Raw genomic sequence first — 23,946 nt, forward strand, 5'->3', positions numbered from 1 at the left:
CACCCGTTGCTTAAGTTGTTGCAACCCTGACGGTGGATTTCGGCCTCTTCAGCCAGGGAGAGACCGCACATATGTCCCCCTCAAACATCGGCTGCTAACTTGCCCTCTTACAGCCGCGCAAAGCCCCGACCGCGGGGGAGCAGTGATGCGCGCATTCCCTGTTCGACGACCTGCCCGGCCTCCGTCGCATCGCGGATCGTGAAAAGGCGGTGGGCAATTAGAAATGGCGTCCGGTCGGACCGCAGTGCGCCATAGCCGTTTGCACCAGCACCTAATTGCCACCGGCTGCCCAAGCTCCACCGCCCGGGAAAGACCGGAAATCGGCGGCTTGTCCGGCGAATACGCAAAGGACAACCCCTCAAAGGCTAGCCGCCCACGGACCGCACGGCCGCCGTCGGACGCCCTATCCAAAGCAGAAGGATCCGCCGACTGCTCCTCCGTACCAGCAGCTGGAACCCGCGCTCGGCAGAGGCAACCCCGGACTCCAGCAGGTTGGCCATGGATCCCAGCTGCGCCAGCGGCTGCGTGAACTGCCGCGAGTACTGGGTGAACGCCTGCACGTCGCCCCGCTTTGTCGCCCCGGACGCCACCTGCAGGCTGCCCCCGGCGATCCCCACGTGCCACCAGGTTCCCGATGAACGTCATGGGCGGCATGATCAGCCCAAGCGGAGATACTAACGGCTCGACTTATTTAGCTCAGCTGCGCTTTTTCGGCAGCGCCAAACCCCTCCTCTGGCGCCCACCCCAACGCCGGACCCAGCCTCCCCGCGATGTCGGTCAGGATCTGCACATAGTCCTCGTGGTCGAAGCTGAAGGGCAGAGCGAACGCCACCTCATCCACCTCCTGGAAGCCGGCATGCGCGTACAACTGCTCGGCGATCTCCTCACTGGTACCAATGAGATCAGCCGCGAACATCATGCCCCTCGGTCCCTGCGGAGCAGCTGTGCGCGGAGTGCGTTCGTCCACATACCGCTGGTACTTCTCCCGTTGGGCAGGAGTCGCCGAGTCAGTGGGAATCACCACCAGGCCCTGCGACACCCGCGCGCCAGCATGCCCCGCCAAAGCTGCCGCCTCGCGAAACGCCCGGATCTGCGACTGCTGGACCAGGGCAAAGTCCGGCTCCTGGTCCTTGTCCGGAAAGATCACGCTGCTGGAGAGCAGGTTGAAGCCGTTCGCACCGGCCCAAACAGCCGACTTCCTGCTGCCAGCCCCGTACCAGAGGCGGTCCCGCAGCCCCGGCGAGTGCGGCTCCACCCGGTTGGAGAACTCCTCCACCACGCCCTGCTTGCCGGAGAACTCCCGGACCGGCTCCCCCGCCACCAGGCGCGCGAACCGCTCCACCCGGGCGTAGCTGAAGTCCTCCATGTCCGCGGTATCGGGATACAACTCGTGCTTCACGGTGTCGTACTGCATCGGCTCCCCCACGCTCACGCCAGGGTTAATGCGTCCGCCAGCCAGCAGGTCCACCGTGGCCAGGTCCTCGGCCAGGCGCAGCGGGTTCTCCCAGCCCAGCGGCGTCACCGCTGTGCCCAGCTCAATCCGCGAGGTGCGCTGGCTCGCGGCAGCCATCACCGCCACAGGGGAAGAGATGCCAAACTGCAGGTGCCGGTGCCGCAGCCAGGCGCTGTCGAACCCCAGCCGCTCCCCCAGTTCAATGATCTGCAGCGTCGACTCATGCCCCGCAGCTGGATCAAGCGGATCGAAAAGCCCAATGGTGAGGAAGCCCAGCTTGCGTAAAGGACGGTCGGGCTGCGGCATGGCTTCCTCCAGGATCCGGGGACGTGGCTGGTGTTCACACTAGGCGCTAGGACAGAGCATGAACCAACATGTCCCGATCGTCCCAGACCATGGCAAAGCCTTGACGGCGCCGTCCACCAAGACGTTAGGCTCACCACGAGCCAGCGACGGCGCAGGCACGGGAGGAACACATGTCACTGCAGGAAATCGAGTTCACGTCCGCCAACGGCCGGGACATCATCCAGGCCTGGGTCTATGAGCCCATCGGGCAGCCCACGGCCATCGTGCAGCTGATCCACGGGCTCGGCGAGCACTCCCGCCGCTACCTCCACCTCATCTCCACCCTGGTGGACGCAGGCTTCACCGTGGTGGCGGGCGACCACTCCGGCCACGGGCGCACCGCGATGCAGCAGGGCACCTGGGGCGACGCGGGCGACGACGCCGCCAGCGTGGTGGTCGCGGACGAGGTCACTCTCCAGGCCAAGGCCAGGGAGGCGCTCCCCCAGCTTCCCTACGTGGTGTTCGGCCACAGCTGGGGCTCCATGATTGCCCGCGGGATGGCCGTGGACCCGCGGACCGAGCTCTCCGGCCTGATCCTCTGCGGCATCGCCGCGCAGATGCGCGGCATCGAGAAATTGGTTGACCGGCCCGAACTGGCGCGGCTTGCTTCCGGCGAGCGCGCCGCGGAACCCGCACCCCAGGAACTGGTGGCCCAGCTGTTCGACGGTTTCCTGGGCCGCTTCGGCGAAGGCGCCGGACCCACGGCCTGGGTGGCACTGGACGCCGACGTGGTTGCCGACCACGGCAGGGACCCCTTCAACAACTTCGGCGCACCGCTCAGCGCCCGCTTCCTGCAAGGCTTCGTGGACCTCTACGACCAGGTCACCTCCGACGACTGGTACAAACAACTCCCCGCCGAACTCCCCGTCCTGATCCTCGCCGGCGACCAGGACCCCGTGACCAACTACGGCGAAGGCGCCTACCACGTGGCCAACCGCCTGGCTGATTCGGGCCACGCGGACGTCCGCACCCGCGTCTTCCCCGGCGTCCGGCACGAGGTGCACAACGAACCCACTACCCGGGCCGAGACGGAGCGCGAAACGGTCGAGTTCGTACAGCGGGTAGCCCGCAGCTGACGGTCCCCGAAGCACCTCCCGCTGAAGGTACGACGCCGGCACACGCCCGCCGCCGTCGTCGTACCTTCAGCAGGTCGAACTCAGTGCACTGCCGACAGCTCCAGCAGTTTCCGGATCCGGTCGACGGTTGCGTCAATGCCTCCCGCCGACTCGATCATCAGGCCGGATTCATCGTTCTGCAGCTCCTCCAGGGTTTCCAGCTGGGAGTCGAGCAGCGAGGCCGGCATGAAGTGTCCGGGGCGTTGGGTGAGGCGGTCCTGCAGGGCTGCCCGGTCGGCTTGGAGCAGGATGAATGTGGTGTCCGGCGCGGCCGTTCGGATGGCGTCCCGGTAGCTCCGCTTCAAGGCTGAGCAGGCAACAATGGTTCCGCCGTGGGGGCTGGTAGACAGCTTTGTCCCGACGAGGTGCAGCCAGGGCCAGCGGTCGTCATCGGTGAGGGGAACACCTGAGGCCATCTTCCTGACGTTTGCTTCGGGGTGCAGGGTGTCGCCGTCAATGAAGCTGGCCCCGAGCTGGGTTGCGAGCGCCTGGCTCACGGATGATTTCCCTGCACCGGAGACGCCCATCACCACGATGCCTTGGGGCATTACAGGGCGCCTTGTTGGGCAGTTCCGGCGTGGATGGGGGCCAGGCGGGTGACCTGCACGGGTTCTGCAAGGAGTCCTTCGAGTGAAGCGTTGAGCCGCTTCACGGCGTCACCATCGCCGTGTGCGTCGAGCAGCTCTGCCGTCTCCCACTTCTCGATCATCACAATCTGGCCGTTGGGCGCGTCATGGATGGCGTACAGGATGCATCCGGGTTCTTTGTGGACCTCGGCGATGGCGGGCTCAAGGGCTGCGACAACCTGGTCCCGGGCGCCGTCGTTGGGTGTGAATACTGCGGTGACGACGATGGTCATGATGGTTCCTTTACTCGATTGCTGGTGATGCTGAGGTAGATGCCGGTGTGGTCAAGATCCCCGAGGCCCTCGGTGACCATAGTTTGGAATTCCGTTTTAAGAGTGGTGGCGAGGGGCAGTGAGAGCCCGGCGTCCGCCGCGGCCTCCGTGATGAAACGCAGGTCTTTGAGCTGGTTCTTTGCCGAACCGCCGCCATGGAAGTCCCCTGTGATCCAGCGGGCACCTTTTTGTTGGAGGACTTCGGAATTGGCCAGGCCGCCTTTAAGGATTGCCTGGACCTTTTCCAGGTCCAGACCCGACGCCTTCGCCAACGCCATCGACTCCGACAGGGCGGTGACCGTTGCCGCCACCACGATCTGGTTGCAGGCCTTCACTGTTGCCCCTGCCCCAGCCTCCCCGAACCACAGGACGGTGGAGCTGTAGAGCTCGAAAAGCGGGGTAAGCCGTTGGACGACGCCGGCCGGCCCGCCCGCCATGATGCTCAGGCGGCCCTGTTCTGCCCCGATGGTCCCGCCGCTGAGCGGGGCATCGATGACCGTTACACCGAAATGGGACTTGCAGTGGGCGGCGAAAGCGGCGACCTCCGTGGGTGACACGGTGCCGTGGACGACCAGGATCGGTTCAAGCACACCTGCCTGGGCCCACCCTGTGAGCAGGCCGTTGTCCCCTTCCAGGAGTGCTTCGACCTGGGGCAGGTCAGGCAGGACAGTGAGGACAACGTCTGCCGCTGCATCGGCCGGCCGCGGGGCTACCGTCCCGCCTTGGATGGCTTGGGCTTTGTGGAGGGTCCGGTTCCAGACGGTCAGGGGCACGCCGGCACCGATGATGTTTCTGGCGATTGGGGCGCCCATGGGGCCGGTACCCAGCAGTGAAACTGAGACACCAGGGTCAAGGGGAGACACGGGTTTGCTGTCTGTCATGGATTAGAACGGGATCAGGCCGGCGAGGGCGGGCAGGAAGGTGCTGAACCATGGCACGGCGGCGAGGACCAGGAGGCCGGCGAACACTGCCAGCAGGTACGGCCAGAAATGCTTGAGGCTGTTTTCCACGGTTTCCCGGGCGGTGGCGCAGGCGACGTAGAAGCCAACCCCGGCCGGCGGGGCGAAGGAGCCGATGCCCATGGAGATGATGAGGACCATGGCGTACTGAACGGGGTTGACGCCGAACTCGGTGGCGATCGGGAGCAGCAGCGGGGCGAAGATCAGCACTGCGGGCAGGCCTTCGAGCAACTGGCCCATGATGACCAGCAGCAGCACGGTGAAGAGCATGAACAGGATCGGTGAATCGCCCAGTCCGGACATCAGGTCGTGGATCTGCTGCGAGACTCCGGCCAGGGCGAGGGTCTGGGCGAGGGGCGATGCTGCCGCGATGATGAACAGCACCATGCCCGCCGTCGTGGTTGTTTCACGCAGGGTGTCACCCAGAAGGCGCCTGCTGCCGCGGCGGTAGGCTGCCGCGAGCACGAAGGCGTAGGCGACGGCGACGGAGGAAACTTCGGTGGGGGTAGCGAACCCGCTGAGGATGCCCACCACCATGCCCACGGGGAGCAAAAGCGTCGGCAGGGCGAAGAAGGTAGCGGAGCCCCGGGCCCGCCACGTGGCCTTGGCGCTTGGCACCCCTCCCTGCTTGCGCGCCCTCAGGAACACCAGCGCCATGACCACCAGGGCAAGGAAAGCTGCCGGCACGAAGCCTGCAAGGAACAGCGTGGTGGTTGAGATGGTGGTGATGGAGCCCAGGATGAGCAGGACGATGCTGGGCGGGATGGTTTCGCCCATGATGGCCGACGCCGATAGGACGGCAACTACCTCGCCCCTGGGGTATTTACGTTCTTCGAGCATGCCGCGCATGGTGGTGCCAACCGCTGCCACGTCCGCCACTTTGGAGCCGGAGATGCCGGAGAAGATGTACATGGTGACCACCACCACCTGCAGCAGGCCGCCGCGGAGATGGCCGATCAGTGCGTCGACGAGCTTGGCCAGCGGCAGGGTCAGGCCCGCCGAGTTCATGACCGTGCCGGCCAGGATGAAGAACGGGATGGCCAGCAGGACGAAGCCCTTGGCTCCGGATGCCATGCCGATCGGGATGGCGCTCACGTCGGAAATACCGCCGAGGTACAGGTAGATCCCGGAGGCGAGGGCCAGCACAAACGCAATGGGCAGTCCCAGGAACAACAGGGCGAACAGCGCTACGAGGACCACGACGAGCAGGACGTTCGGGGAGGCGTAGTAGAACAGGGGCGGCGAGACCAGGACGACGGCGACCAGGGCGGCCGCGATCCCGGCACCGACGAGGGCCGGGCGCCAGGGCTGCCGCCGCAGTTTGACCAAGGCAAACCAGGCGATGAGGACCATGCCCACCGAGAAGGGCATGTTGACCCAGAACACCGGCAGCTGAAGGATGGGCGTCTTCTCCTCGAGCTGCTGGACGAGGGTCGGAACGAACAGCGCCAGCGCACCGGCGCTCATCACAAAGACGAGCCAGTCCACGAGGGCCGCCAGGTATGGCTTCCAGGTTGCGGGCAGCCGCATGATAAGGGCCTGGACGGACATGTGCGCGCCCTTCGGGTAAGCAATGGCCCCACCGATAAAGGCAATGGTCAGCAGGGCAATCTCGGACACTTCCTGTGTCCACAGCACTGAGTCCCCGGTGATGACGCGGACGGTGATGTTCAGGAGGATCACCACGAGCTCCGCGAGAATCGCCGCTCCCACTATCCATTCGAGCGTCTTGTCGAGCCATGCTGCGCCGCTCCAGCGCTCTGGCACGTGGTCGTGGTGAAGGATTTCCTCCGCTTCGAGGGGAAGGACTTCCTCGTAGTCCTGGGGAGCAACGGTGGGTTTCATAGTTTTCCAGACTGTCGACATTGAGAGCGGGAGTTCGGTGGGGAGTGGAGTGTTGGCACGGGTGGGAGCCTAGGCGGGCTCCCACCCGTCCTGGCTACTTCTTGCCGGCGAAGGCGATGGCCTGGTCGAAGAATTCCTTGCCAATCAGCTTGGAAAACTCCGGGTAAAGGCTTTCGGAGGCGGCCTTGAACTCGGCGAGTCCGGATGCACTGAGCTCGTTGGCCTTCATGCCCTTGGCTGTCAGTTCATCCAGCTGCTTCTTGGACTGTTCGTCGTCATAGCCGGTCTTGAAGGTTGCCGTCTCCTCGGAGGCCGCGTTGAGCGCCTTCTTCTGATCATCCGTCAGTGAATCCCACTTCTTCGATGACAGGGCCAGCACCCATGCGTCGTTGATGTGGTTGGTCATGGAGACGTACTTCTGCACCTCGGAGAACTTGTTCGTCCAAGGAACCTCAATCGGGTTTTCCTGGCCGTCGATGGTTCCGGTCTGCAGGCCGGTGAAGACTTCCGAGAAGGCCATGGTGGTGGGGCTCGCGCCCAGCTTTCCGAAGAAGTCGGTCCAGAGGGTGTTGCCCGGTACGCGAATCTTCAGCCCTTTCAGGTCGGCCGGCTGTTCAATCGGTCGCACCGAGTTGGTGATCTCGCGGCCGGTCCGGGTCAGGAAGGAGAGGGCCACAGTGTCCTTGGCGGCCAGCTTGTCCTTGAGGACCTTTCCCGGGTCTCCGGCGAGGAACTTCGCCTCTTCCTTCGTGTCCGCGAAGAGGTAGGGAATGCTGATGCCGTTCATTTCGGGGACCACCGAGGCGTAGACGGAAGTGGACAGGATGAGCCCGTCGAGCGACCCGCCTTGAAGCCGGGTGACGGCCGCATTCTGGTCTCCGCTGAAGCTCGTGCCGTTGGGCACGACGGTGACCTGGACCGAACCATTCGAGGTCTTCTTGACCTGGTCGGCAAAGTGCTGGGCGGTCACACCGACGGAGGAGGTCAGCGGATCCGGGATGGAGAGCTGGATCTTGGCCACCGGGCCGGTCTGGCCGGCTTGGGTTCCGCCTGCACAGCCGGACAGCAGGGCGGCAGCCAGGCTGGTTGCCAGTACCCCGGTGATGGCGCGGGTCTTGAGGTTCATTCGATGCCTTTCTTCATTGGAAGGATGCGGTGCTGCGGCAGATGCGGCGGGCGGCCGACGGCAGCGGTCCAGCTTGACGACAGGGGCCCTGGCTCAGGAGACGCTGACGGGGGTGGCGATGAGCGCCTCGGTTTCGCGGCGGAGTTCCAGCGCCTGGGAAAGGGAGTCATCAATGATGACGTCGTCCCAACCGACGATCGCTCCCTTGGGCACATCGTTACGCAGCTCCACGTGGTGGGCCAGGGCGACGGGCAGTGCGCCGGTGGCAACCGAGTGCTTGGCGGAGACAAGCTTGCCCCAGACCGTGAAGCCGCCTTCGCCGTCAAGGAACTCGCCAGCCTTAAGGTCTTTCTTGGCGGTGGCGACCACGTCCCCGTAGAAGCCGACCGGGCCCCCGGTGGGGATACCGCGGAGGGCTGCATTGGCAATGGACATGTTCAGTTCGAGCCCGACGTAGTGGTAGGGGCGGTACAGGGCGGCGTACTGGCCGGTGGGGTCCGGGTGCCACGGGTATTCGTTGAAGCAGCCGGAGACGTAGTTGTTGGTTGCCTTGACGACGACGAAGACGCCTTCTTGGGTGTTGTGGCTGATCCAGCTGCCGTCGCGGTTGACGCTGGACATGACGTCGACGCTTCCTTCGTGGGCCAGCGAGCCACCAACGGCGGCCGGGCGGCAGATCGTCGCGATTTCTTCAACGTTGCCGGGCGTGAAGCTGAGGCCGGCATCGGAAGGAGCCAGCCCTGCGCCGTTGGCGACGGCCGCCATTTCGATGGCAGCCTTGGTTCCGTCGCGGAATGAGGTGTGCATATAGGGGTTGAGCTGGCCGGAGTCCGTCAGTTCCTTGGAGAATTCCCAGTTTTCCCAGACATTGTCCGGATTCATCTCGTGGTAGTGCTCCAGGTACTTGGCGCCCTTGCCTGCACAGACCACGTCGAAACCGCTGGTGCGTGCCCAGTCCACCAGTTCCATGATCAGGGCCGGCTGGTCCCCGTAAGCCATGGAGTAGACAACGCCTGCTTCCTCAGCCCGCTTGGCGAGCGCGGGTCCGGCCAGGGCATCAGCTTCGACCGTGACCATGATGATGTGCTTCTTGGTTTCGATTGCCTTCAAGGCGTGCTTGATGCCGACAATCGGGTTGCCGGTCGCTTCGACGATGACATCGATGTCGACGTCGAACAGCTCGTCAGCGTTGGCGACGATGGCCGTGGATCGGTCCTCCAAGGCTGTGGCGATGTCAGGAGCCACCTGGCCGGCTGGCCAGTCCACCAGTTCGAAGGCGCCCTGGGCCCGCTTGACGTTGATGTCTGCGATGGCAACGACGTGGATACCGGGGATGTTGTTCGCCTGGGCCAGGTACATGGTTCCGTAGCGGCCGGCGCCAATCAGTCCAACGCGGATGGGGCGGGACTGCTGCTCGCGCTCGCTGAGGAGTTTATGAAGGTTCACGGGAATCTCTCTAAGGGGTGCTTGGCGATAGAAAGCACCTCCGGCGGGCCGGATGGCACAACTTCTTTGTCGCATTTTTGGTGGAAAACTGTCCGGAGTGGAACCGGTTCCACTTTTGTACCAGCCACTGATAAGCTGTGTCAACGATCACCCTCCGGCCCTTCGTAATGAAGCGACAGGGCAAGGAAGGATGGCGTGGTTATTGACGACGAAGGTCTTATCCCTCAAGGAGGAGCGGTGCGCAAAGCGCCTACTATTCGCGACGTGGCGGCGGCTGCAGGAGTGTCCGTCTCCGTAGTCTCGCGGGTGCTGAACCCTGAATCGGGACCGGTCGCACCTGCGAAAAGGCAGGAAGTCCTTCGGATCATTGAGGAACTCGGGTACCGGCCCCGGGCGGCCGCGCGGGAACTGAGCGCCGGCCACGCACTCACCATCGGTTTGGTGGTGACGGATCTGTCCAACCCGTTTTTCGCCCGCTTGGCGGACAGGATCGTGTGGGAGGCGCGCAGCCATGGCGTCCAGGTGGTGTTGATGACCACGCAGGAGGATCCGCACCTGGAGGCAGACTCCCTGGACACCTTGTACGACCGGTCCGTGAGCGGCGTGATTGCCACTCCCACCGGGGGCAACATCGAAAAATGGAGGCGCCTGCGGGACCTTGGCGTCAACGTGGTCTTCATCGACCGCGCCATCGAGGAACTCGAGGACGTCGACGTCGTCAGCATTGAGAACTTTGACTCGGCCCAACGCTCAACAGAGCACCTCATTGGCCTCGGCCACACCCGCATCGGCCTGATTACGGGGCCGCTCACCACCTCCACCGGAAGTGCCAGGTTGAATGGCTATAAGGCCGCGCATCAGAACGCTTCCCTGCCCGTGGACCCCACGCTGATCCGCGACGTGCCCTTCCGTGGCGACGCGGGCGGAGACGCAGTGGGATCCCTGCTTGCGCTGCGTCAGCGACCCACAGCGCTGATCGTTGCCAACACGGCGCAGGTGCAAAGTTCAGTCCGCAGAATCGTCCAGACGGGCATCGAAATTCCCGACGAGCTTTCCCTCATCGTCTTTGACGACAATCCCTGGACGGAACTGACCACTCCCCCGCTGAGCGTCATCCGCCAGCCGCTCGACATGCTTGCCGTCCATGCCATCGAGCTGGTGCTTGGGCGGATGCACGGGAAGCTCCCGGACGGAGCCCGCCGCATCGAGGTCAAAGCCGACTATCTGCCCCGAAACAGCTGCGCACCCCTCATCCTGTCAAGCGCCCACTGAGGGCCGACTTACGGAGGAGCCCTTAGTACGGTTCCGGTCCAGGATCAGCGCGAGGGCGATCCCGAACATCCAGACGTCCTTGGCCAATACTGTGCCTTGCTGGCTGGGCCGGATCCCGTCCTCAAGGGTCATCTCCGGAATCCTGCGGTACATGGTCAGAAGCGATCCGGAGAAGAGGCCAAGGCCCAGCCCCGCCAGCCGGCTCGGCACGAACGGTGCCAGGAGTGCCGCGCCCAAGGTCATCTCGGCGTAGCTGAGCAGCTTTCCAAACGTTTCCGGCTCCATCCGGGCCACCTGCGGGTACACCTTGGCTCCCATGCCCTGCATACGGGCTGCGCTGTCCTTGTCCAGGTTCCGCTTGCTGTAGCCGGCGTTCAATATGAAGGCTCCGGTGGCCAGGCGGAGGGGAATGTGGCTCAGTTTCATCATTGTTCCCTTCACGATGTGCGGGGTGATGCGTGAGAGCATAGTTCGCCCGGCTATGCACCGCCAGAGCCGGGAGGCTGTTGATCGTTTCGTCCTAGATGGTCACGTTGAGCCCGGCCGTGTAGCCGGCAGCCGCGGACCCTGTCATCGTCGCCAGCTGGTAGATGCCGCCGTCATTCCCGAACACGTTGTCCGATTTGAGCGTGGTGCGGGTCATGTTCGTGACGCTGCGCTCGTACCCGGGGGTGGCGTAGACGTCGTCGCAGGCGGCCTGCGGCAGCGCGATCTGGGAGACGGCCAATACCTGCCCGGCAGCGGTGGCATTGTTCATGGACTCGAACACCTCGAAGTGGATGTGCGGCCAGCGCCCGGAGTACGCGGCGGGGAAGATCGACGTGAACGTGACCTGCCCGTTGGCGTCGGCTTCCTGCACGCCGCGCAGGTAGTTCTCGTTCTTCAGGCTCGAGTCGTACATCGAGTATTTTCCGTCCCGGTCGCAGTGCCAGGCGTACACTGCGGCACCGGCCATCGGGGCGCAGCCGTTGGCGTTGTCCAGGAGGGTCAGGGTGAAGGTCAGGGGTACGCCCTCGGCCTTTGCGGAGGCAGACCCGAAGCTCGACGTGATGTCCTTCCGCACCACCCCGGAGGCTTCCAGGACGTTCGGACCGTTGGAGCCATCCCCCGGATAGGGACCGGCGGTTTCCTGCGGGATTTCCACGCCGCACTCGGCGATGGCCCGGGTCAGCGTGGGGGTGGCGGTGCCGGCGTCCGTGGCCGTGGCCGACGCGGAGGACGTGGCGGCCGTCGCCGTGGTTGTTGCCGTCGCGGTGGAGCCCGTGGTTGCGGCGGGTGTGCAGGCGGCGAGCGCGGCCACCGCACCGCCCGCGCCGAGGAACAGTCCCAGGGACCTGCGGCTCACCAGGGTGTTCAGGTCGAACTCCAGCCCCCGGTCGTGGTCGGGGTGCGGCTGGTCAAGGTCGGGTTGGCGGGGTGTGCGTGAAGTGGTCATGATGCAAGGAAACCTCACGGGGCTATGCCCTGGGCCGGTTGCTGCTGTGCCGTAGCTGTGTGTCCGGACGGGCGCTTCCCCATAGGAAGCCAGCCCCCGCAGAACGTACGACGGCGGCACGCGCCCGCCGCCGTCGTCGTCCGTTCCAGCGAAGGCGGCCCGGCGCATAAGGCGCCGGAAAAGCGAGGAGGGGCAGGCCCATTGGAGCCTGCCCCTCCTCTTTGCACCGGCTGATGCCCTGCGCCCGACTTTCGGGTTTCCTGTTGCGATGGAGTATGCAGGAACATCTGCCGGCGGGCTTGTAAAGGAACGCCTCCGGCCGTCAGCGGCCTAGAGGGTCCTGGGATCTTCGGCGTACATCTTCAGCCTGATGTCCAAGGCGTCCGACATGTGGCGGGCGGCGATCTCCCCCGCCCGTTTGGAGTCCCCGTCCCCGATGGCGGCCAACAGGCTGGCGTATTCCGCCAGGACCACCGGCCACCGTCCCGGGTAGGTCAGCGTGGTGAGGGTGTACCGGCGCACCTGCTGGTCCAGGCGTTCCAGCAGTCCGATCAGCGACGGGCTGTGCGTGGCGTGCCACAGCTGGGCGTGGAAGGCGCGGTTGGTTTCGGCGAGCGCCCGGCCGTCACTGGGATCCAGCTGCTGCATCTGCGTCAGCAGCCCCGTGAGCAACTGGCGGTCCAGGGCGGTTGCCTTGACGGCGGCCTTGGCAGCCGCGGCCTGCTCCAGGATGATCCTCGACTCGTAGATGTCGATGATCTCTTCGGCCGAATGCGTTCGGACCACCACCGCCTTGCCGCGCCGTTCCACCAGCCCGTCCTGCTCCAGCCGCTGCAGCGCCTCCCGCACGGGCGTCCGGGAAGCCCCGTAGCGCTCCGTGAGTTTGGCCTCCGTGAGCGGCTCGTCAGGGGCAAAGACGCTCGCGAGAACGTCCTCGCGGAGCCGCTGATGGATGGGACTGGCCACTTTTTCCTCTTTTCCGTTGCTGGTGGGGCTGCTGGGTTGCTTAGGCGATGGAGCCGGCGCGGCGGCCGAAGACGGCGCCCGCCGCAAGCCCGGAGCCGCCGGGGTAGTTTCCGCTGAACAGTCCGCCCAGCGCTTCCCCGCAGGCATACAGCCCTTCGAGCGGCTCCGCGTCTTCGGTGAGCACGCGTCCCCAGGTGTCCGTCTTGAGGCCACCAAAGGTGAAGGTGATGCCGCAGGTCACCGGGAAAGCGTAGAACGGGCCGGTGGAGATGCTGCGGGCCCAGTTGCTCTTCGGCGGCCGGGTATCGGCACGGCGTCCATCCTTGACGTTGGGGTCAAACGGGGCGTCCTCCGTGATCGAAGCATTGAAGCCCTGCACCGTTTCCTCCAGGCCCTCGGGACTGATGCCGGCCTTCTGGGCCAGCTCGGCGAGGGTCGGCGCGGTGACCACCGAGACGCCCGGCATGTCGTACTCCTCGGCCCGCAGCATGGCGCGGGAGGAGGCGTCGAAGATCTGGAAGGCAACCGATCCCGGCTGGGCAAGGATGTCCCGGCCGTACTTCGCGTAGGTGTAGTTGCGGTAGTCGGCGCCCTCGTCCACGAACCGCTTGCCCTCGCTGTTCACCACAATGCCCAGCGGGTACCCGCCGCGGGTGAGCTGGTTGGTGAGCTCCAGGTTGCTTTCGTTCTCCGGGTGCCAGGCGTCCCAGGCCACGCTGTGGCAGGTGGACCAGTCGCCGCCCCTGGCCGCCCCGGCGTCGAGGGCGGCGAGGATCATCTCCCCCGTGTTGCCCGGCGTGCCGCGTACTTTCGCGTTCTGCCAGCCCTCCCCCAGGTGCTGGCGGCGCAGTTCTGGGGAGGCTTCAAAACCTCCCGAGGCGAGGATGACCGACTCGGCCCGGAGCTCACCTTCTCCGGTTGAGGTGCGGTACCGGACGCCGCGCACGCGGCCGTCCTCCTGGATGAGCCCGGTGGCTGCGCAGTCGTAGATGACCTCAACGCCCATGCGCTCCGCGGCGGCGCGGTGGTCGGCCATGAGCCCCTTGCCGCCGCCCACGTTGCCCACGTGCAGGCCGCCCCAGAACAGATAGCCGCCGTCCTCGGTCCGGTACGCCTGGCGCTCATACATCAGGCGGTATTTGAGTCCCATCCCCTGGAGCCACCGCAGGGTCGGGTTGCTTTCACTGACCAGGACCGCGGACAGTTCGGGGTCGTTGCGCCCTTCAGAGACCTTGGACAGATCGGCGAGGTATTCGGCGGCGGTGTAGGCGGGGACTTCGCTGGCGGCGTGCCGCTCATCAGGTTCCACGAATTCGATCAGCTCCTGGAGCCCGTCATGGGAGATGCGCGTGGCACCGGCGGTGTAGAAGCTGTTGCCGCCCGATGCGGCTTCCCGGGCCTTTTCGAGCAGGACCACTTTGCGTCCACGCTCGGCGGCTGCAAGTGCTGCCGCAAATCCGGCGTTGCCGCCGCCCACTACCAAAACGTCGCTCTCGATCATCATCAATCTCCTCAGCTCCATCGCTGTACACGATTGTATACATAGGTATGCCGTCGCATGCAATAGCGTCTTGGTGCAGGCTTTAGGGGTTCGGCGGGAGAGGTTTAATGCCGGAGCGTGCGGCTATCCCAGGCGCGGGCTGCTGATTTCCTGGGCGTCGATGTACATCTGGATGCGGATGTTCTTGGCCTCGTCCATGTGGGCGCTGGCGATGCGGCCGGCCTCCTCCGCGTTCCGCGCGCGGATGGCCACCAGCAGCTCCTCGTGCTCCTTCAGTACGCGGTCCCAGCGCTCCTTGGTGGAGAGCGTGGTGCCGGGGTAGCGGATGAAGTGGACCAGGATCCGGTCGAGCAGGTCGAGGAGGGCGGCGCTGTGGCTGGCGGCCCAGATGCGCTCATGGAAGGTGCGGTTGGCGGCGGCCAGTTCAGCCGGAGTGGCAGCATCAAAATCAAGGGTGACCATGGCCTGGTGCGCGCGGTCGATCAGCATCAGGTCCATGTCCGTATGCCGGAGAGCAGCTGTTTTTGCGGCCGCCTCCTCCAGGAAGGTCCGCACCTCATAGAGGTCCAGCATCTCTTCCGGGCGGTACTCCCGCACCTGCATGCGTGAACCGTAGCGCTCCACGAGCCCTTCGGTTTCAAGGCGCCGCAATGCTTCCCTGATGGGCGTCCGGGAGACGTTGTATTTCTTGGCCAGGGCGCTTTCGACGAGCTGGGCACGGGGAGGCAGCTCCTGCGAGATGATGGCGTTCCTGATCATCAGGTAGGGGCTTGTCTCTGGTTGCGACGCCACGGGCGGCCTCCGGTCTTCATGGAAACAAGCGGCAGGGCGCGCCGGCGCCATACCTTTAGCCGCAATTCTAACGCACTGCATACCGTTTGGGCGCGCTGTGGACACCGTGCCGATTTTCCGCACACCCACCGAAGCAGGCACGCGCCCAAACGGCCTTGTCGGTATTCATATTTAAAGGACTGTTGCTTAAGTCATATCAACGGTATACCGTTTGTGACCAACGCCATACAGCAGGCCAAATGCCGGATTCCGGTTGGTCCCGCTTTGAACATTTACCCGGTGACTGCACACGGCAGGACGGGGTATTTCAGGAGAACCAATGACGCTTCTATTCAGGGAAGAGCCGCAGGCCGGCACCCTCCCGGTCACCCCGGTACCGGCCACCCTCGTCCGTGGCGGCACCAGCAAGTGCTGGATATTCCAGGATGAGGACCTTCCGGCCGACGCCCTGGAGACGGACCGTCTCCTCATCCGCACCTTCGGTTCGCCGGACCTCCGCCAGATCGACGGCGTAGGCGGCGCCTCCTCCACCACCAGCAAAGCCATCACCGTGGCCGGCACCGACCCTGCCGGAACGGTCCGCTACCGGTTCGCCCAGGTGGCCATCGACAAGCCGGCCGTCGAGTGGGCCAGCAACTGCGGCAACTGTGCAACAGCGCTGGGTCTGTACGCGCTCCACGCCGGACTGGTCGCTCCCACCGGGGAAGTCACCCGGGTCCCCATCCTGAACACGGTGACCGGGCTGCGCCTGGTCTGCGAGATCCCCACGCCGGGGGCGCAGGTGCCGGCCTACGGCGGGCGGCGCCTCGACGGCCAGCACTACCCCGGCGTCCCCATCGACGTCATCTTCCAAAAAGCCTCCTGGTCCAGCTACGGTGCACAGTTCCCTACAGGCAGCGCCACGGATGAGCTTGAGGTCGACGGGAAGCGGTACCAGGCGACACTGATCGACGCCGGCGCCCCGGCTGCGCTCTTCGACGCACAGGACCTGGGTCTGGACGCAACCGGCAGCGAGGAAGCCTTGGAGGCGCTGGTCCGGCTTGCCCCGCAGCTGCGCGCAGCGGCTGCCCGCAGGATGGGCCTGCCGCAGGACCTCACATCCATTCCGAAGGTTGGCATCGTGGGGCCTCCGCCCGCGGGCGCAACCGGCGTCTCGGCCCGGATGATCTCGATGACCGCACTGCACCCCGCCATCGGCCTCACCAGCGCGGTCGCCGTCGCTGCCGCCTCGGGCACACCAGGCAGCGTGGTGCAGCGCAGCGTGGTTCCGGCGGCGGAGGCCGGACTCTTTATCCACTTACTGAAAGGCAAGACGGCGCTGGCATTGGATGCAGCCGATCCCGCTGAAGTCTCCTTTCAACGCTCGGCCCGCGTCATCAGCGAAAGCACCATCCTGGTGCCCAGTGACTGAAGAAACCCCTACCGGAAAAACCCAGCCAAGGAATCAGCCATGAAAATCAGCATTCAAAACCTGCAGCTGAAGTACGGAAGCTTCACTGCCATCGAAAACCTCAACCTCGACATCGAAGACGGCGAGGCCCTGGTCCTCCTGGGCCAGTCCGGTTGCGGCAAGACCAGCACCATGCGCTGCATCGCCGGCCTGGAGGAGCCCACCTCGGGGCGGATCATCATTGACGACGTTGTGGTCTTCGACTCCGAAAAAGGCATCAACCTGCCCCCGAACAAGCGCAACGTCGGCATGGTCTTCCAGTCCTACGCGGTGTGGCCGCACATGACGGTGGCCCAGAACGTTGCCTACTCCCTCAAGCAGAAGAAGCTTTCCAAGAGCGAAATCGATGAGCGCGTCATGGAGGCCCTCACGCTGGTGGGCCTGGAGCCTTACGCCGACCGCGGCGCCAGCCTGCTCAGCGGCGGCCAGATGCAGCGCGTCGCCCTGGCGCGCAGCCTGGTCATGCGGCCCAGCGTGCTCATGCTCGACGAACCGCTCTCCAACCTTGACGCCCGCCTGCGTGACCGGCTCCGGGTTGAACTGCGTGAAATCCAGCTCCAGCTGGGGCTCACCTGTGTGTACGTCACCCACGACCAGCACGAAGCCTTCGCCCTGGCAGACCGCATCGCCCTGCTCCAGGGCGGCCGGATTGTGCAGATGGGCGCCCCGCAGCACATGTACGAGGCACCCGCCAGCGCTTCAATCGCCCACTTCCTGGGCGTTTCCAACATCATGGACTGCACCCCGGAGGGCACCGCCACCGGGTCCACCACCGCACGCATCACCAACAGCGAGCTCACCATCCAGTCGGCGCAGCAGGCCAGCGACGCCGGCACAGCCCCCAAGGTCTGCATCCGGGCCGAGGACCTGCAGATCACCGCCATGCCCACCGAACACCCCAACTCATGGCCGGGAACGGTCCGCGTGGCGGGTTTCCAGGGCAACGACATCCGGTACGCCATCCAGCTGGAATCCGGGCCCGAACTGGACGCCCTGGGCGGCCTGCGCCGCGGCGAACAGCACAAAGTGGGGGACCGCGTGTGGGTCACCGTCAACCCCCGCGAAGTCCAGATCCTGCCGGCTGAGGTCCTCGCATGAGCCTCAAGACCACCGAAGCGGCCACCCGCGCCGAGGCACGCCTGGCACCGAAGCCCGAACCCCGGGACTACCGGGCTGCCCGGACCCTCTCGGGCCTCCGGAAGAACACACCGGGCCTGATCGTCCTGGTCATCCTTGGCGTCCTCATCGTCCTTCCGCTTGCCCTGGTGCTGCTCGCCGCGTTCTCGGACAGCGTTCCCCGGCCGGGCAGCATCTCCCTGGGCGGCCTGACGCTGTCCAACCTGGCGCTGCTGGCCACCCCGGAAGCACTCGGCGCGTTGGTCAATTCGCTCATGGTCGGCGCCGGCTCGGCGCTCATCGCCCTGCTGATCGGCGCCTTCCTGGCTTTCGTCTGCGCCCGCTCCGATGCGCCGTGGCGGAAGTTCATCTTCTTCATCGGCATGGCGCCGATGTTCATCCCGGCCCTGGTGGGCGCCCTGGCGTGGTCGCTGCTGTGCTCGCCGAGCGCCGGCTACATCAACATCTTCCTCCGCGACCTGGGCATTGATGCCGCCATCAACATCTACAGCCTGCCGGGCCTGGTGTTCGTGCTGGGAATCTTCTACGCCCCGTACGCCTTCCTGCTGCTGCACAGCTCGCTGTCGATGATGAACGCCGACCTCGAAGAGGCTGCCACCGTCCACGGGGCTCCGCTGCGCACCATGCTGCGGACCGTTACCCTGCCCCTGGCCCTGCCGGCCATCCTGGGCTCCGCCGTCCTGGTCTTCGCACTGACGATGGAGAACTTCCCGGTGGCCCAGGTCATCGGCAACCCCGCCGGCGTGGACACGCTGCCCACCTACATCTACCGCCTCATGAGCGCCACCCCGGCCAAGAGCAACCAGGCGGCCAGCGTCGCCCTCATCCTCACCGTTGCGCTGATGGCCGTGACCCTCATCCAGCAGCGCATCATCAACAAGCGCAAATTCACCACCATGACCGGCAAGGGCAACCGTCCCCGGCAGGTGCCGCTGCGCAAGATGCGCTGGCCCTTCACCATCATCGCCCTGGCCTACTTCGCAGTCTCCGTCGTCCTGCCCATGCTCGCCCTGCTCGCCGCGTCCATGCAGGCCACCCCGTTCGTGTCCTCGATGTCGCAGCTGCTGGAAGCGAATTCCCTCAGCTTCGCCAAGCTGATCGAAGTCCTCGGATCCAACGACTTCCAGCTCGCCCTCAAGAACAGCGTCCTGGTGGCCCTGATCGCAGCCTTCGCCGGCACCACGCTCAGCTTCATCGCCTCCTACATCCGGTACCGCACCAAGTCCAAGGTGGGGCGCCTGATCGAACTTGTCGCCATGACCCCCCTGGCCGTCCCCGCCATCGTCATGGGCATCGGACTGCTCTGGACCTGGCTGCTGCTGCCCCTGCCCATCTATGGCACCCTGGCGATCCTCGCCGTCGCCTGCGTTGCAGTGTTCATGCCCCAGGGCTACCGCGGCGTCTCCGCCTCCATGCTCCAGATGGACCAGGACCTCGAGGACAGCGCGGTGATGCTCGGCGCCGGCCGGACCAGGTCCGTCCTGGACGTCACCCTGCCCCTGATGCGCGTGGGCATCATGTCCTCGTTCCTGCTGTTCCTCATGCTCTCCATGCGTGAGCTCAGCGCCTCCATCTTCCTCTTCACCTCGAACACCCGGATCCTGTCCATCCTCGTGTTCGACAACTTCGACAACGGCCAGAGCCAGGCAGCTGCGGCCGTCAGCGTCCTGTACTGCCTCGTCATCGGAATCCTCGCCGTCATCGCCCAAAAAGTCGGCGGCGAACGCAAGACCAAGAACTGACCTTCCACCCACCTTTGAAAGGGACACCCACAATGAAGTTAGCGTCCAAACTCCCCGCTCTCACCGCCGCCGGAGTGCTCCTGGCCCTCAGCCTGACCGGCTGCGGAAGCGCCGCCCAGAGCGCCGGCGTCGTCACGGCCAGTGCGGCTGTGAAGACCGACGACGGGCTGGTCATCAACGGCGAGTCCATCGCGGACAAGGCCACCTACGAGAAGGCCAAGACCCAGACCCTGTCCCTCTACTCCGGCTACACCGATTCCTCTGAAAGCGCCCTGGTGGACGCCTTCACCAAGGACACCGGCATCAAGGTCAACGTTGTCCGGCTCACCCCGAACAAGCTCTCCGAACGAGTACTGTCCGAACAGGGTGCCGGCAAGCTCAGCGCCGACGTCATCCGCACGTCCGACTACCGGATTGCCAAGTCCATGGAGGATGCCAAGGTCTGGAAGGCCTACGACGTCCCCGGCGCCTCGGCACTCAAGGACGTTTCCGTGGACGGCGGCCAGTTCACCCGCATGTTCAACTCCGTGTACACCCTGGGCTACAACACCCAGCTCGTAAAGGAAGCCGATGCCCCCAAGTCCTGGGCGGATGCCGTCGGCGGCAAGTGGCAGGGCAAACTGGGCATCGTCCAGGGCGGTTCGGGCGGCAGCACCGCTGCGCTGAACCGCTTCATGGAAACCAAGATGGGCGGCGACTACTTCGCCAAGTACGCGGCGCAGAAGCCCAAGATCTACGACTCCCTGGGTGCTGAAGCCACGGCCTTGGCCCGCGGTGAAGTCGCCGTCGGCACGGTCACCATCAGCGGCACCAACATCTCGGCCGTCCAGGACAAGGCTCCGGTCAAGTTCATCGTCCCCGAGGAAGGGCTGGTCTCCTACGACTACTACCTGGGCATGACGGGCACCGCCACCAACGTGGAAGCCGCGAAGGTCTTCATGAACTACAACCTTTCCAAGCAGGGCCAGCAGGTCTTCGCGCAGATCGGTGAATACCCGGTCCGCACGGACGTGGCACCGCCCACCATCATGGGCGTGACCCTCCCCGCCGTCGACTCCGGCAAGGTCTTCCGCATGCAGAACACCGACGCCGTGACCTACGGCAAGGATGATCTTGCCAAGTGGAACCAGGTGTTCGGCTACACCAAGTAACCCCGAAATCCCATGCCTGGGGACCCGGCCTCCGCCGGGTCCCCAGGCTTTCTGGTTTCACCCACCACCAGGAGGCCCCGTGACCGCCGCCCCGGAACTTCCGCTGCCCCGGAACACCTCATCCCTGCTGGTCCTCCAGGACGGCAGGACCGTCGTCGAACATGGCGACACCACCCGCGCCAGCTACGTCGCCTCGGTCCGCAAAAGCCTGCTCTCGATCCTGTACGGAATCCAGGTGGACGCCGGCACGGTCAGCTTGGATGACACGTTGGGCGCGCTGGGGATCGATGACACCGGCGGCCTGCTGCCCCTCGAGAAGACGGCGCGGCTCCGCGACCTCCTGACCTCCCGGTCGGGGGTCTACCATCCACCCTCCAGCCCGGGCAGTGACGAGGATGCCTTCCCTCCCCGCGGCACCAAAGCGCCGGGTCAGTTCTTCGTCTACAACAACTGGGATTTCAACGCCGCCGGCGCGATTTTTGAAAAGGCCAGCGGCCTGACGGTCTTTGACGCGTTCGAGAAGTACCTGGCCGGTCCGCTGGGATTCGACGACTACGACCCCACACGCCAGCGCATGCTCGGGAACGCCCAGAAGTCCGTTTTCCCGGCCTACCACTTCTTCCTCTCCGCCCGGGACCTGGCAAAGATCGGGCTGCTGATGGCAGCCGGCGGGCAGTGGGAGGGCCGGCAGCTTGTCCCCCGGGAGTGGGCCAGGGACAGCGTGGCCACCCAGGTCAGGCGCGCAGACATGGCGCCGGCCACCGGTTTTGGCACCTGCGACTACGGCTACCTGTGGTGGCTGCCCCGGGAACCCGGCCCGCAGTGGGAGGGATCGTTCCTGGCTGCGGGCAACTACGGCCAGTTCCTGCTGGTCCTGCCGGCAATCCGCAGCGTCATTGTGCACCGGCGCTTCGTCAGCGACAGCTTCGCCATCGCCCGGAATACCCGTCCGGCGGGGTCGACGGCGTCCCCGGCTCCGGTGACCCACGCCGAATTCATGGACCTTGCCCGCGCGCTGGTTGCCGGCCCACTGGCCCGGTAGGCGTCAGGAAAGACAGTGCACGACGGCGGCACCCTCCTGTGTCAGGAAGCCGCGCCCTTGGCGATGGACCGGAACACCTTGGTTGCCTGCTGCGCCGCGGGGCTGAGCCGCCGGTTTTCCAGGTGGGCCAGGAGGATGCGGCGCTTCGGGGACCCGGCAAGCGGGACCGCCACGACGTCGGGACGCAGGGCTGTCAGGGCCAGCCTCGGCGCCAGGGCGATCCCGATACCGGCGGCCACCATGCCCTGTGTCTCCTGGTAATCGTTGGCGGCGAACGCGATCCGCGGCTCGAACCCGGCGTCACGGCATACCCGGCTCAGGACGTCGGCCACGGGGTGCTCGTCGCGCACCACCCATTCCTGGTCGCTCAAGGCGCCGATGCGGACCGAGCCGAGTTTCGCTATGGGGTGCTCCCGCGGTACCAGCAGCACGGTGGGATCGTTCGTCAGCCTGACCAGGGCAAGGTCGGGGTCCTCGATCTGCTGCCAGGGATAGTCCCACAGCAGCGTGAGCTCGATTTCCCGCCGCCGCAGCCGTTCCAGCAGGCCGTCCCGGCGGGCGCTGACCACCGTCACTGCCACCTCGGGGTGGCGGGCACGGAACGCCAGCACCACGTCCGGCATCAGGGAGGCCCCGCCGGTGGGGAAAGTTCCAAGCCGGAGCTGGCCCCGCCGAAGGCCCGCGAACTCCCCCATCTCGGCGCGGGCGGCCTCCACGGTCCTGTCGATGTCGTCCGCGTAGTGCAGCAGGGCGTGCCCCGCTTCGGTCAGGACCACGCCCCGGGGATGGCGCTCGATGAGGACCACGCCCATCTCCTGCTCGAGTTTCGCGATCTGCTGCGAGACCGCCGAGGTGGTGAAGGAAAGGGCGGCCGCGGCGGACGTCAGGGAGCCGGAACGGCCCACCTCGCGGAGCACGTGGAGCCGGTGGAGATCGAGGATTGCCATGTACTGAGTTTAGCAAAAGTAGATAGTCGTCCATTTATTTGCGATTGTGCTGAAGGCTCGGATCCCGGATCGTAGAAGTACAAGGTGCTGTGAAGTAGAGCACCTGCAAGTTACGAGGGAGAAATACAGTGGGACTCAAAGGACATTGGTACCGGGGCGGCACCAGCAAGTGCTGGCTCTTCGATGCCAGGGACGTGGCCCTCCACGCCCCCACCCGCGAGGAAATCCCCGCACTGCTGTCAGCCGCTTTCGGCGCAGCGGATGCGCGGCAGCTGGACGGCGTCGGCGGCGGAACGTCCACCACGTCCAAGGCTGCAGTCATCTGGGCAACCCCGGGCGCCGAGGCAGACCTCGACTACCTTTTCGCCCAGGTGGGAATCGGTGACCCCACCGTTGAGCTCGGTTCCAACTGCGGCAACTGCGCCACCGCCATTGCCCTGTTCGCTGTCCAGACGGGCATCGTTCCCGCCCGGGACGGCATGACCAAGGTCCGCATGCGCCACGTCACCTCCGGCGCGGTGCTCAGCGGAGCGGTTCCCACTCCCGGCGGCCACATTCCCAAGTCTGGCCTGGCCCGGGTTCCCGGCAGCAGCGCCGCCGGTGTTCCCGTCAGCCTCTCGTTCCACGGCCCCTGGGGCCAGAACACCGGCGCACTGCTGCCTACCGGCAACACGGTGGACCAGCTCCAGGTCAACGGCCGGACCCTGGCCGCAACGATGGTGGACGCCGGCGCCCCTGCCGTGCTCCTCGCAGCCGACCAGGCCGGCGTCGACCTTTCCTCAATGACTGACAACCTGACCGCCCAGCTGCCGGACCTCATCGCGGCACGGGCATCGGCCGGCCTCATCATGGGGCTCCGGAAGCCTGAGGATCCGCCGCAGAACGCCGTCCCGAAAGTCGGGGTTGTGGCGCCTGCCGGCGACTACATCGCCGCGGACGGAACAACCATTACTGCCGGCAGCCACGACGTGCGGGTGCGGATGCTGTCCATGCTCGCACCCCACCCGGCCATCGGCCTGACCTCAGCCGTGGCAGTGGCCCTGGCATCCTCGCTGCAGTCATCGGTCGTAGCCACCGCAGCGGGCCAATCGCCCTCCACCGGCACCGGAACCCCCCGCTTGCTGCGGGTCGGAACGCCCGCCGGCGTGATCACCGCCGAAATCATCACCGATGACACGGGCGCCGTCAGCGAAGTGGCCCTCCACCGGGCAGCCCGCCACATCGCCACCGCAGATATCGACGTGGCCCCCGCCGCCGAACTGTCCGCCTAAACCCCCATCTCTTTGCCCCATCATTAAGGGGCCGCACCAAGCAGGAAGTTGTT

At 65.6% G+C, this 23,946-nt stretch carries 21 protein-coding genes and 1 pseudogene; 8 read left to right on the plus strand and 14 right to left on the minus strand.

Annotated elements, in window-relative coordinates:
* Positions 1 to 273: 273 nt before the first annotated feature.
* Positions 274 to 663: pseudogene (locus MRBLMD1_RS18320) on the minus strand (ABC transporter ATP-binding protein); the annotation flags it as partial.
* A gap of 28 nt (positions 664 to 691) precedes the next feature.
* Entirely contained in the window at positions 692 to 1,759 is a 1,068-nt protein-coding gene (locus MRBLMD1_RS18325; protein ID WP_364402239.1) for an LLM class flavin-dependent oxidoreductase, read from the minus strand.
* A 170-nt stretch (positions 1,760 to 1,929) separates the two neighbouring features.
* On the opposite strand from MRBLMD1_RS18325, the gene MRBLMD1_RS18330 reads away from it, so the two are divergent.
* Positions 1,930 to 2,874 carry an alpha/beta fold hydrolase gene (locus MRBLMD1_RS18330; protein WP_364402242.1) on the plus strand — a complete coding sequence of 315 codons (945 nt, stop codon included), beginning with the start codon at positions 1,930 to 1,932 and terminating at the stop codon, positions 2,872 to 2,874.
* A gap of 80 nt (positions 2,875 to 2,954) precedes the next feature.
* Here MRBLMD1_RS18330 and MRBLMD1_RS18335 read toward each other — a convergent pair whose 3' ends face one another.
* The 6 genes from MRBLMD1_RS18335 to MRBLMD1_RS18360 form a co-directional block, all read right to left on the minus strand.
* On the minus strand, positions 2,955 to 3,461 hold the full coding sequence (locus tag MRBLMD1_RS18335; RefSeq protein WP_364402245.1) for a gluconokinase: 507 nt from the start codon (positions 3,459 to 3,461) through the stop codon (positions 2,955 to 2,957).
* The gene (locus MRBLMD1_RS18340) at positions 3,461 to 3,772 is read right to left on the minus strand and encodes a putative quinol monooxygenase (protein WP_364402247.1); all 312 of its coding nucleotides are present in this window, start codon (positions 3,770 to 3,772) and stop codon (positions 3,461 to 3,463) included. The genes MRBLMD1_RS18335 and MRBLMD1_RS18340 overlap by 1 nt, the downstream gene beginning before the upstream one ends.
* Complete coding sequence (locus MRBLMD1_RS18345; protein ID WP_364402250.1) at positions 3,769 to 4,692, minus strand: NAD(P)-dependent oxidoreductase; 924 nt, start codon at positions 4,690 to 4,692, stop codon at positions 3,769 to 3,771. The genes MRBLMD1_RS18340 and MRBLMD1_RS18345 overlap by 4 nt, the downstream gene beginning before the upstream one ends.
* A 3-nt stretch (positions 4,693 to 4,695) precedes the next feature.
* Positions 4,696 to 6,615 (minus strand): TRAP transporter large permease subunit, encoded by a 1,920-nt coding sequence (locus MRBLMD1_RS18350; protein WP_364402253.1) that lies wholly within the window; start codon positions 6,613 to 6,615, stop codon positions 4,696 to 4,698.
* Positions 6,616 to 6,709: 94 nt separating this feature from the next.
* A complete protein-coding gene (locus tag MRBLMD1_RS18355; RefSeq protein ID WP_364402256.1) occupies positions 6,710 to 7,741 on the minus strand; it encodes a DctP family TRAP transporter solute-binding subunit in 1,032 nt (343 codons plus the stop codon).
* A gap of 93 nt (positions 7,742 to 7,834) precedes the next feature.
* Complete coding sequence (locus MRBLMD1_RS18360) at positions 7,835 to 9,187, minus strand: NAD(P)H-dependent oxidoreductase (protein ID WP_364402259.1); 1,353 nt, start codon at positions 9,185 to 9,187, stop codon at positions 7,835 to 7,837.
* A gap of 237 nt (positions 9,188 to 9,424) precedes the next feature.
* Between MRBLMD1_RS18360 and MRBLMD1_RS18365 the strand changes: the two genes are divergently transcribed.
* Positions 9,425 to 10,459 (plus strand): LacI family DNA-binding transcriptional regulator, encoded by a 1,035-nt coding sequence (locus MRBLMD1_RS18365; protein ID WP_364402261.1) that lies wholly within the window; start codon positions 9,425 to 9,427, stop codon positions 10,457 to 10,459.
* Here the strand turns inward: MRBLMD1_RS18365 and MRBLMD1_RS18370 are convergent.
* The 5 genes from MRBLMD1_RS18370 to MRBLMD1_RS18390 all read right to left on the minus strand — a co-directional run bounded on the left by MRBLMD1_RS18370 (position 10,445) and on the right by MRBLMD1_RS18390 (position 15,153).
* Positions 10,445 to 10,885 carry a hypothetical protein gene (locus MRBLMD1_RS18370; protein ID WP_364402263.1) on the minus strand — a complete coding sequence of 147 codons (441 nt, stop codon included), beginning with the start codon at positions 10,883 to 10,885 and terminating at the stop codon, positions 10,445 to 10,447. The two genes, MRBLMD1_RS18365 and MRBLMD1_RS18370, sit on opposite strands and share 15 nt — an antisense overlap.
* A 94-nt stretch (positions 10,886 to 10,979) precedes the next feature.
* Positions 10,980 to 11,894: an intradiol ring-cleavage dioxygenase gene (locus MRBLMD1_RS18375; protein ID WP_364402266.1), complete on the minus strand. Its 915-nt coding sequence runs from the start codon at positions 11,892 to 11,894 to the stop codon at positions 10,980 to 10,982.
* 330 nt (positions 11,895 to 12,224) lie between these two features.
* On the minus strand, positions 12,225 to 12,860 hold the full coding sequence (locus MRBLMD1_RS18380) for a GntR family transcriptional regulator (RefSeq protein ID WP_364402269.1): 636 nt from the start codon (positions 12,858 to 12,860) through the stop codon (positions 12,225 to 12,227).
* A gap of 40 nt (positions 12,861 to 12,900) precedes the next feature.
* Positions 12,901 to 14,364 (minus strand): FAD-dependent tricarballylate dehydrogenase TcuA, encoded by a 1,464-nt coding sequence (gene tcuA, locus MRBLMD1_RS18385; protein WP_224023584.1) that lies wholly within the window; start codon positions 14,362 to 14,364, stop codon positions 12,901 to 12,903.
* A 120-nt stretch (positions 14,365 to 14,484) separates the two neighbouring features.
* Positions 14,485 to 15,153, minus strand: coding sequence for a GntR family transcriptional regulator (locus MRBLMD1_RS18390; protein ID WP_224023586.1), 669 nt, complete (start codon positions 15,151 to 15,153; stop codon positions 14,485 to 14,487).
* Between the two features lie 319 nt (positions 15,154 to 15,472).
* On the opposite strand from MRBLMD1_RS18390, the gene MRBLMD1_RS18395 reads away from it, so the two are divergent.
* The 5 genes from MRBLMD1_RS18395 (at position 15,473) to MRBLMD1_RS18415 (ending at position 21,675) form a co-directional block, all read left to right on the plus strand.
* Positions 15,473 to 16,564: a PrpF domain-containing protein gene (locus MRBLMD1_RS18395; protein WP_364402273.1), complete on the plus strand. Its 1,092-nt coding sequence runs from the start codon at positions 15,473 to 15,475 to the stop codon at positions 16,562 to 16,564.
* 39 nt (positions 16,565 to 16,603) lie between these two features.
* Positions 16,604 to 17,701, plus strand: a complete 1,098-nt coding sequence (locus MRBLMD1_RS18400; RefSeq protein ID WP_364402276.1) for an ABC transporter ATP-binding protein — start codon at positions 16,604 to 16,606, stop codon at positions 17,699 to 17,701.
* Positions 17,698 to 19,482, plus strand: a complete 1,785-nt coding sequence (locus MRBLMD1_RS18405; protein ID WP_364402279.1) for an ABC transporter permease — start codon at positions 17,698 to 17,700, stop codon at positions 19,480 to 19,482. The genes MRBLMD1_RS18400 and MRBLMD1_RS18405 overlap by 4 nt, the downstream gene beginning before the upstream one ends.
* A gap of 32 nt (positions 19,483 to 19,514) precedes the next feature.
* Positions 19,515 to 20,633, plus strand: coding sequence for an ABC transporter substrate-binding protein (locus tag MRBLMD1_RS18410; RefSeq protein ID WP_324643429.1), 1,119 nt, complete (start codon positions 19,515 to 19,517; stop codon positions 20,631 to 20,633).
* Between the two features lie 79 nt (positions 20,634 to 20,712).
* Positions 20,713 to 21,675: a serine hydrolase domain-containing protein gene (locus tag MRBLMD1_RS18415; RefSeq protein WP_364402282.1), complete on the plus strand. Its 963-nt coding sequence runs from the start codon at positions 20,713 to 20,715 to the stop codon at positions 21,673 to 21,675.
* 41 nt (positions 21,676 to 21,716) lie between these two features.
* On the opposite strand, the gene MRBLMD1_RS18420 is transcribed toward MRBLMD1_RS18415, so the two are convergent.
* Positions 21,717 to 22,622, minus strand: coding sequence for a LysR family transcriptional regulator (locus MRBLMD1_RS18420; protein WP_159629931.1), 906 nt, complete (start codon positions 22,620 to 22,622; stop codon positions 21,717 to 21,719).
* A gap of 128 nt (positions 22,623 to 22,750) precedes the next feature.
* On the opposite strand from MRBLMD1_RS18420, the gene MRBLMD1_RS18425 reads away from it, so the two are divergent.
* Entirely contained in the window at positions 22,751 to 23,893 is a 1,143-nt protein-coding gene (locus MRBLMD1_RS18425) for a PrpF domain-containing protein (protein WP_364402286.1), read from the plus strand.
* Positions 23,894 to 23,946 lie beyond the last annotated feature (53 nt).

Origin of the sequence: Pseudarthrobacter sp. LMD1-1-1.1 (genome assembly GCF_040676255.1) — a bacterium.
GTDB lineage: Bacteria > Actinomycetota > Actinomycetes > Actinomycetales > Micrococcaceae > Arthrobacter.

Coding starts and splice junctions, on each gene's coding strand:
- MRBLMD1_RS18340 (WP_364402247.1), bottom strand. CDS start 3,772: ATGACCATCGTCGTCACCGCAGTATTCACACCCAACGACGGCGCCCGG.
- MRBLMD1_RS18375 (WP_364402266.1), bottom strand. CDS start 11,894: ATGACCACTTCACGCACACCCCGCCAACCCGACCTTGACCAGCCGCAC.
- MRBLMD1_RS18400 (WP_364402276.1), top strand. CDS start 16,604: ATGAAAATCAGCATTCAAAACCTGCAGCTGAAGTACGGAAGCTTCACT.
- MRBLMD1_RS18410 (WP_324643429.1), top strand. CDS start 19,515: ATGAAGTTAGCGTCCAAACTCCCCGCTCTCACCGCCGCCGGAGTGCTC.
- MRBLMD1_RS18355 (WP_364402256.1), bottom strand. CDS start 7,741: ATGAACCTCAAGACCCGCGCCATCACCGGGGTACTGGCAACCAGCCTG.
- MRBLMD1_RS18345 (WP_364402250.1), bottom strand. CDS start 4,692: ATGACAGACAGCAAACCCGTGTCTCCCCTTGACCCTGGTGTCTCAGTT.
- MRBLMD1_RS18330 (WP_364402242.1), top strand. CDS start 1,930: ATGTCACTGCAGGAAATCGAGTTCACGTCCGCCAACGGCCGGGACATC.
- MRBLMD1_RS18325 (WP_364402239.1), bottom strand. CDS start 1,759: ATGCCGCAGCCCGACCGTCCTTTACGCAAGCTGGGCTTCCTCACCATT.
- tcuA (WP_224023584.1), bottom strand. CDS start 14,364: ATGATGATCGAGAGCGACGTTTTGGTAGTGGGCGGCGGCAACGCCGGA.
- MRBLMD1_RS18335 (WP_364402245.1), bottom strand. CDS start 3,461: ATGCCCCAAGGCATCGTGGTGATGGGCGTCTCCGGTGCAGGGAAATCA.
- MRBLMD1_RS18420 (WP_159629931.1), bottom strand. CDS start 22,622: ATGGCAATCCTCGATCTCCACCGGCTCCACGTGCTCCGCGAGGTGGGC.
- MRBLMD1_RS18405 (WP_364402279.1), top strand. CDS start 17,698: ATGAGCCTCAAGACCACCGAAGCGGCCACCCGCGCCGAGGCACGCCTG.
- MRBLMD1_RS18350 (WP_364402253.1), bottom strand. CDS start 6,615: ATGAAACCCACCGTTGCTCCCCAGGACTACGAGGAAGTCCTTCCCCTC.
- MRBLMD1_RS18370 (WP_364402263.1), bottom strand. CDS start 10,885: ATGAAACTGAGCCACATTCCCCTCCGCCTGGCCACCGGAGCCTTCATA.
- MRBLMD1_RS18395 (WP_364402273.1), top strand. CDS start 15,473: ATGACGCTTCTATTCAGGGAAGAGCCGCAGGCCGGCACCCTCCCGGTC.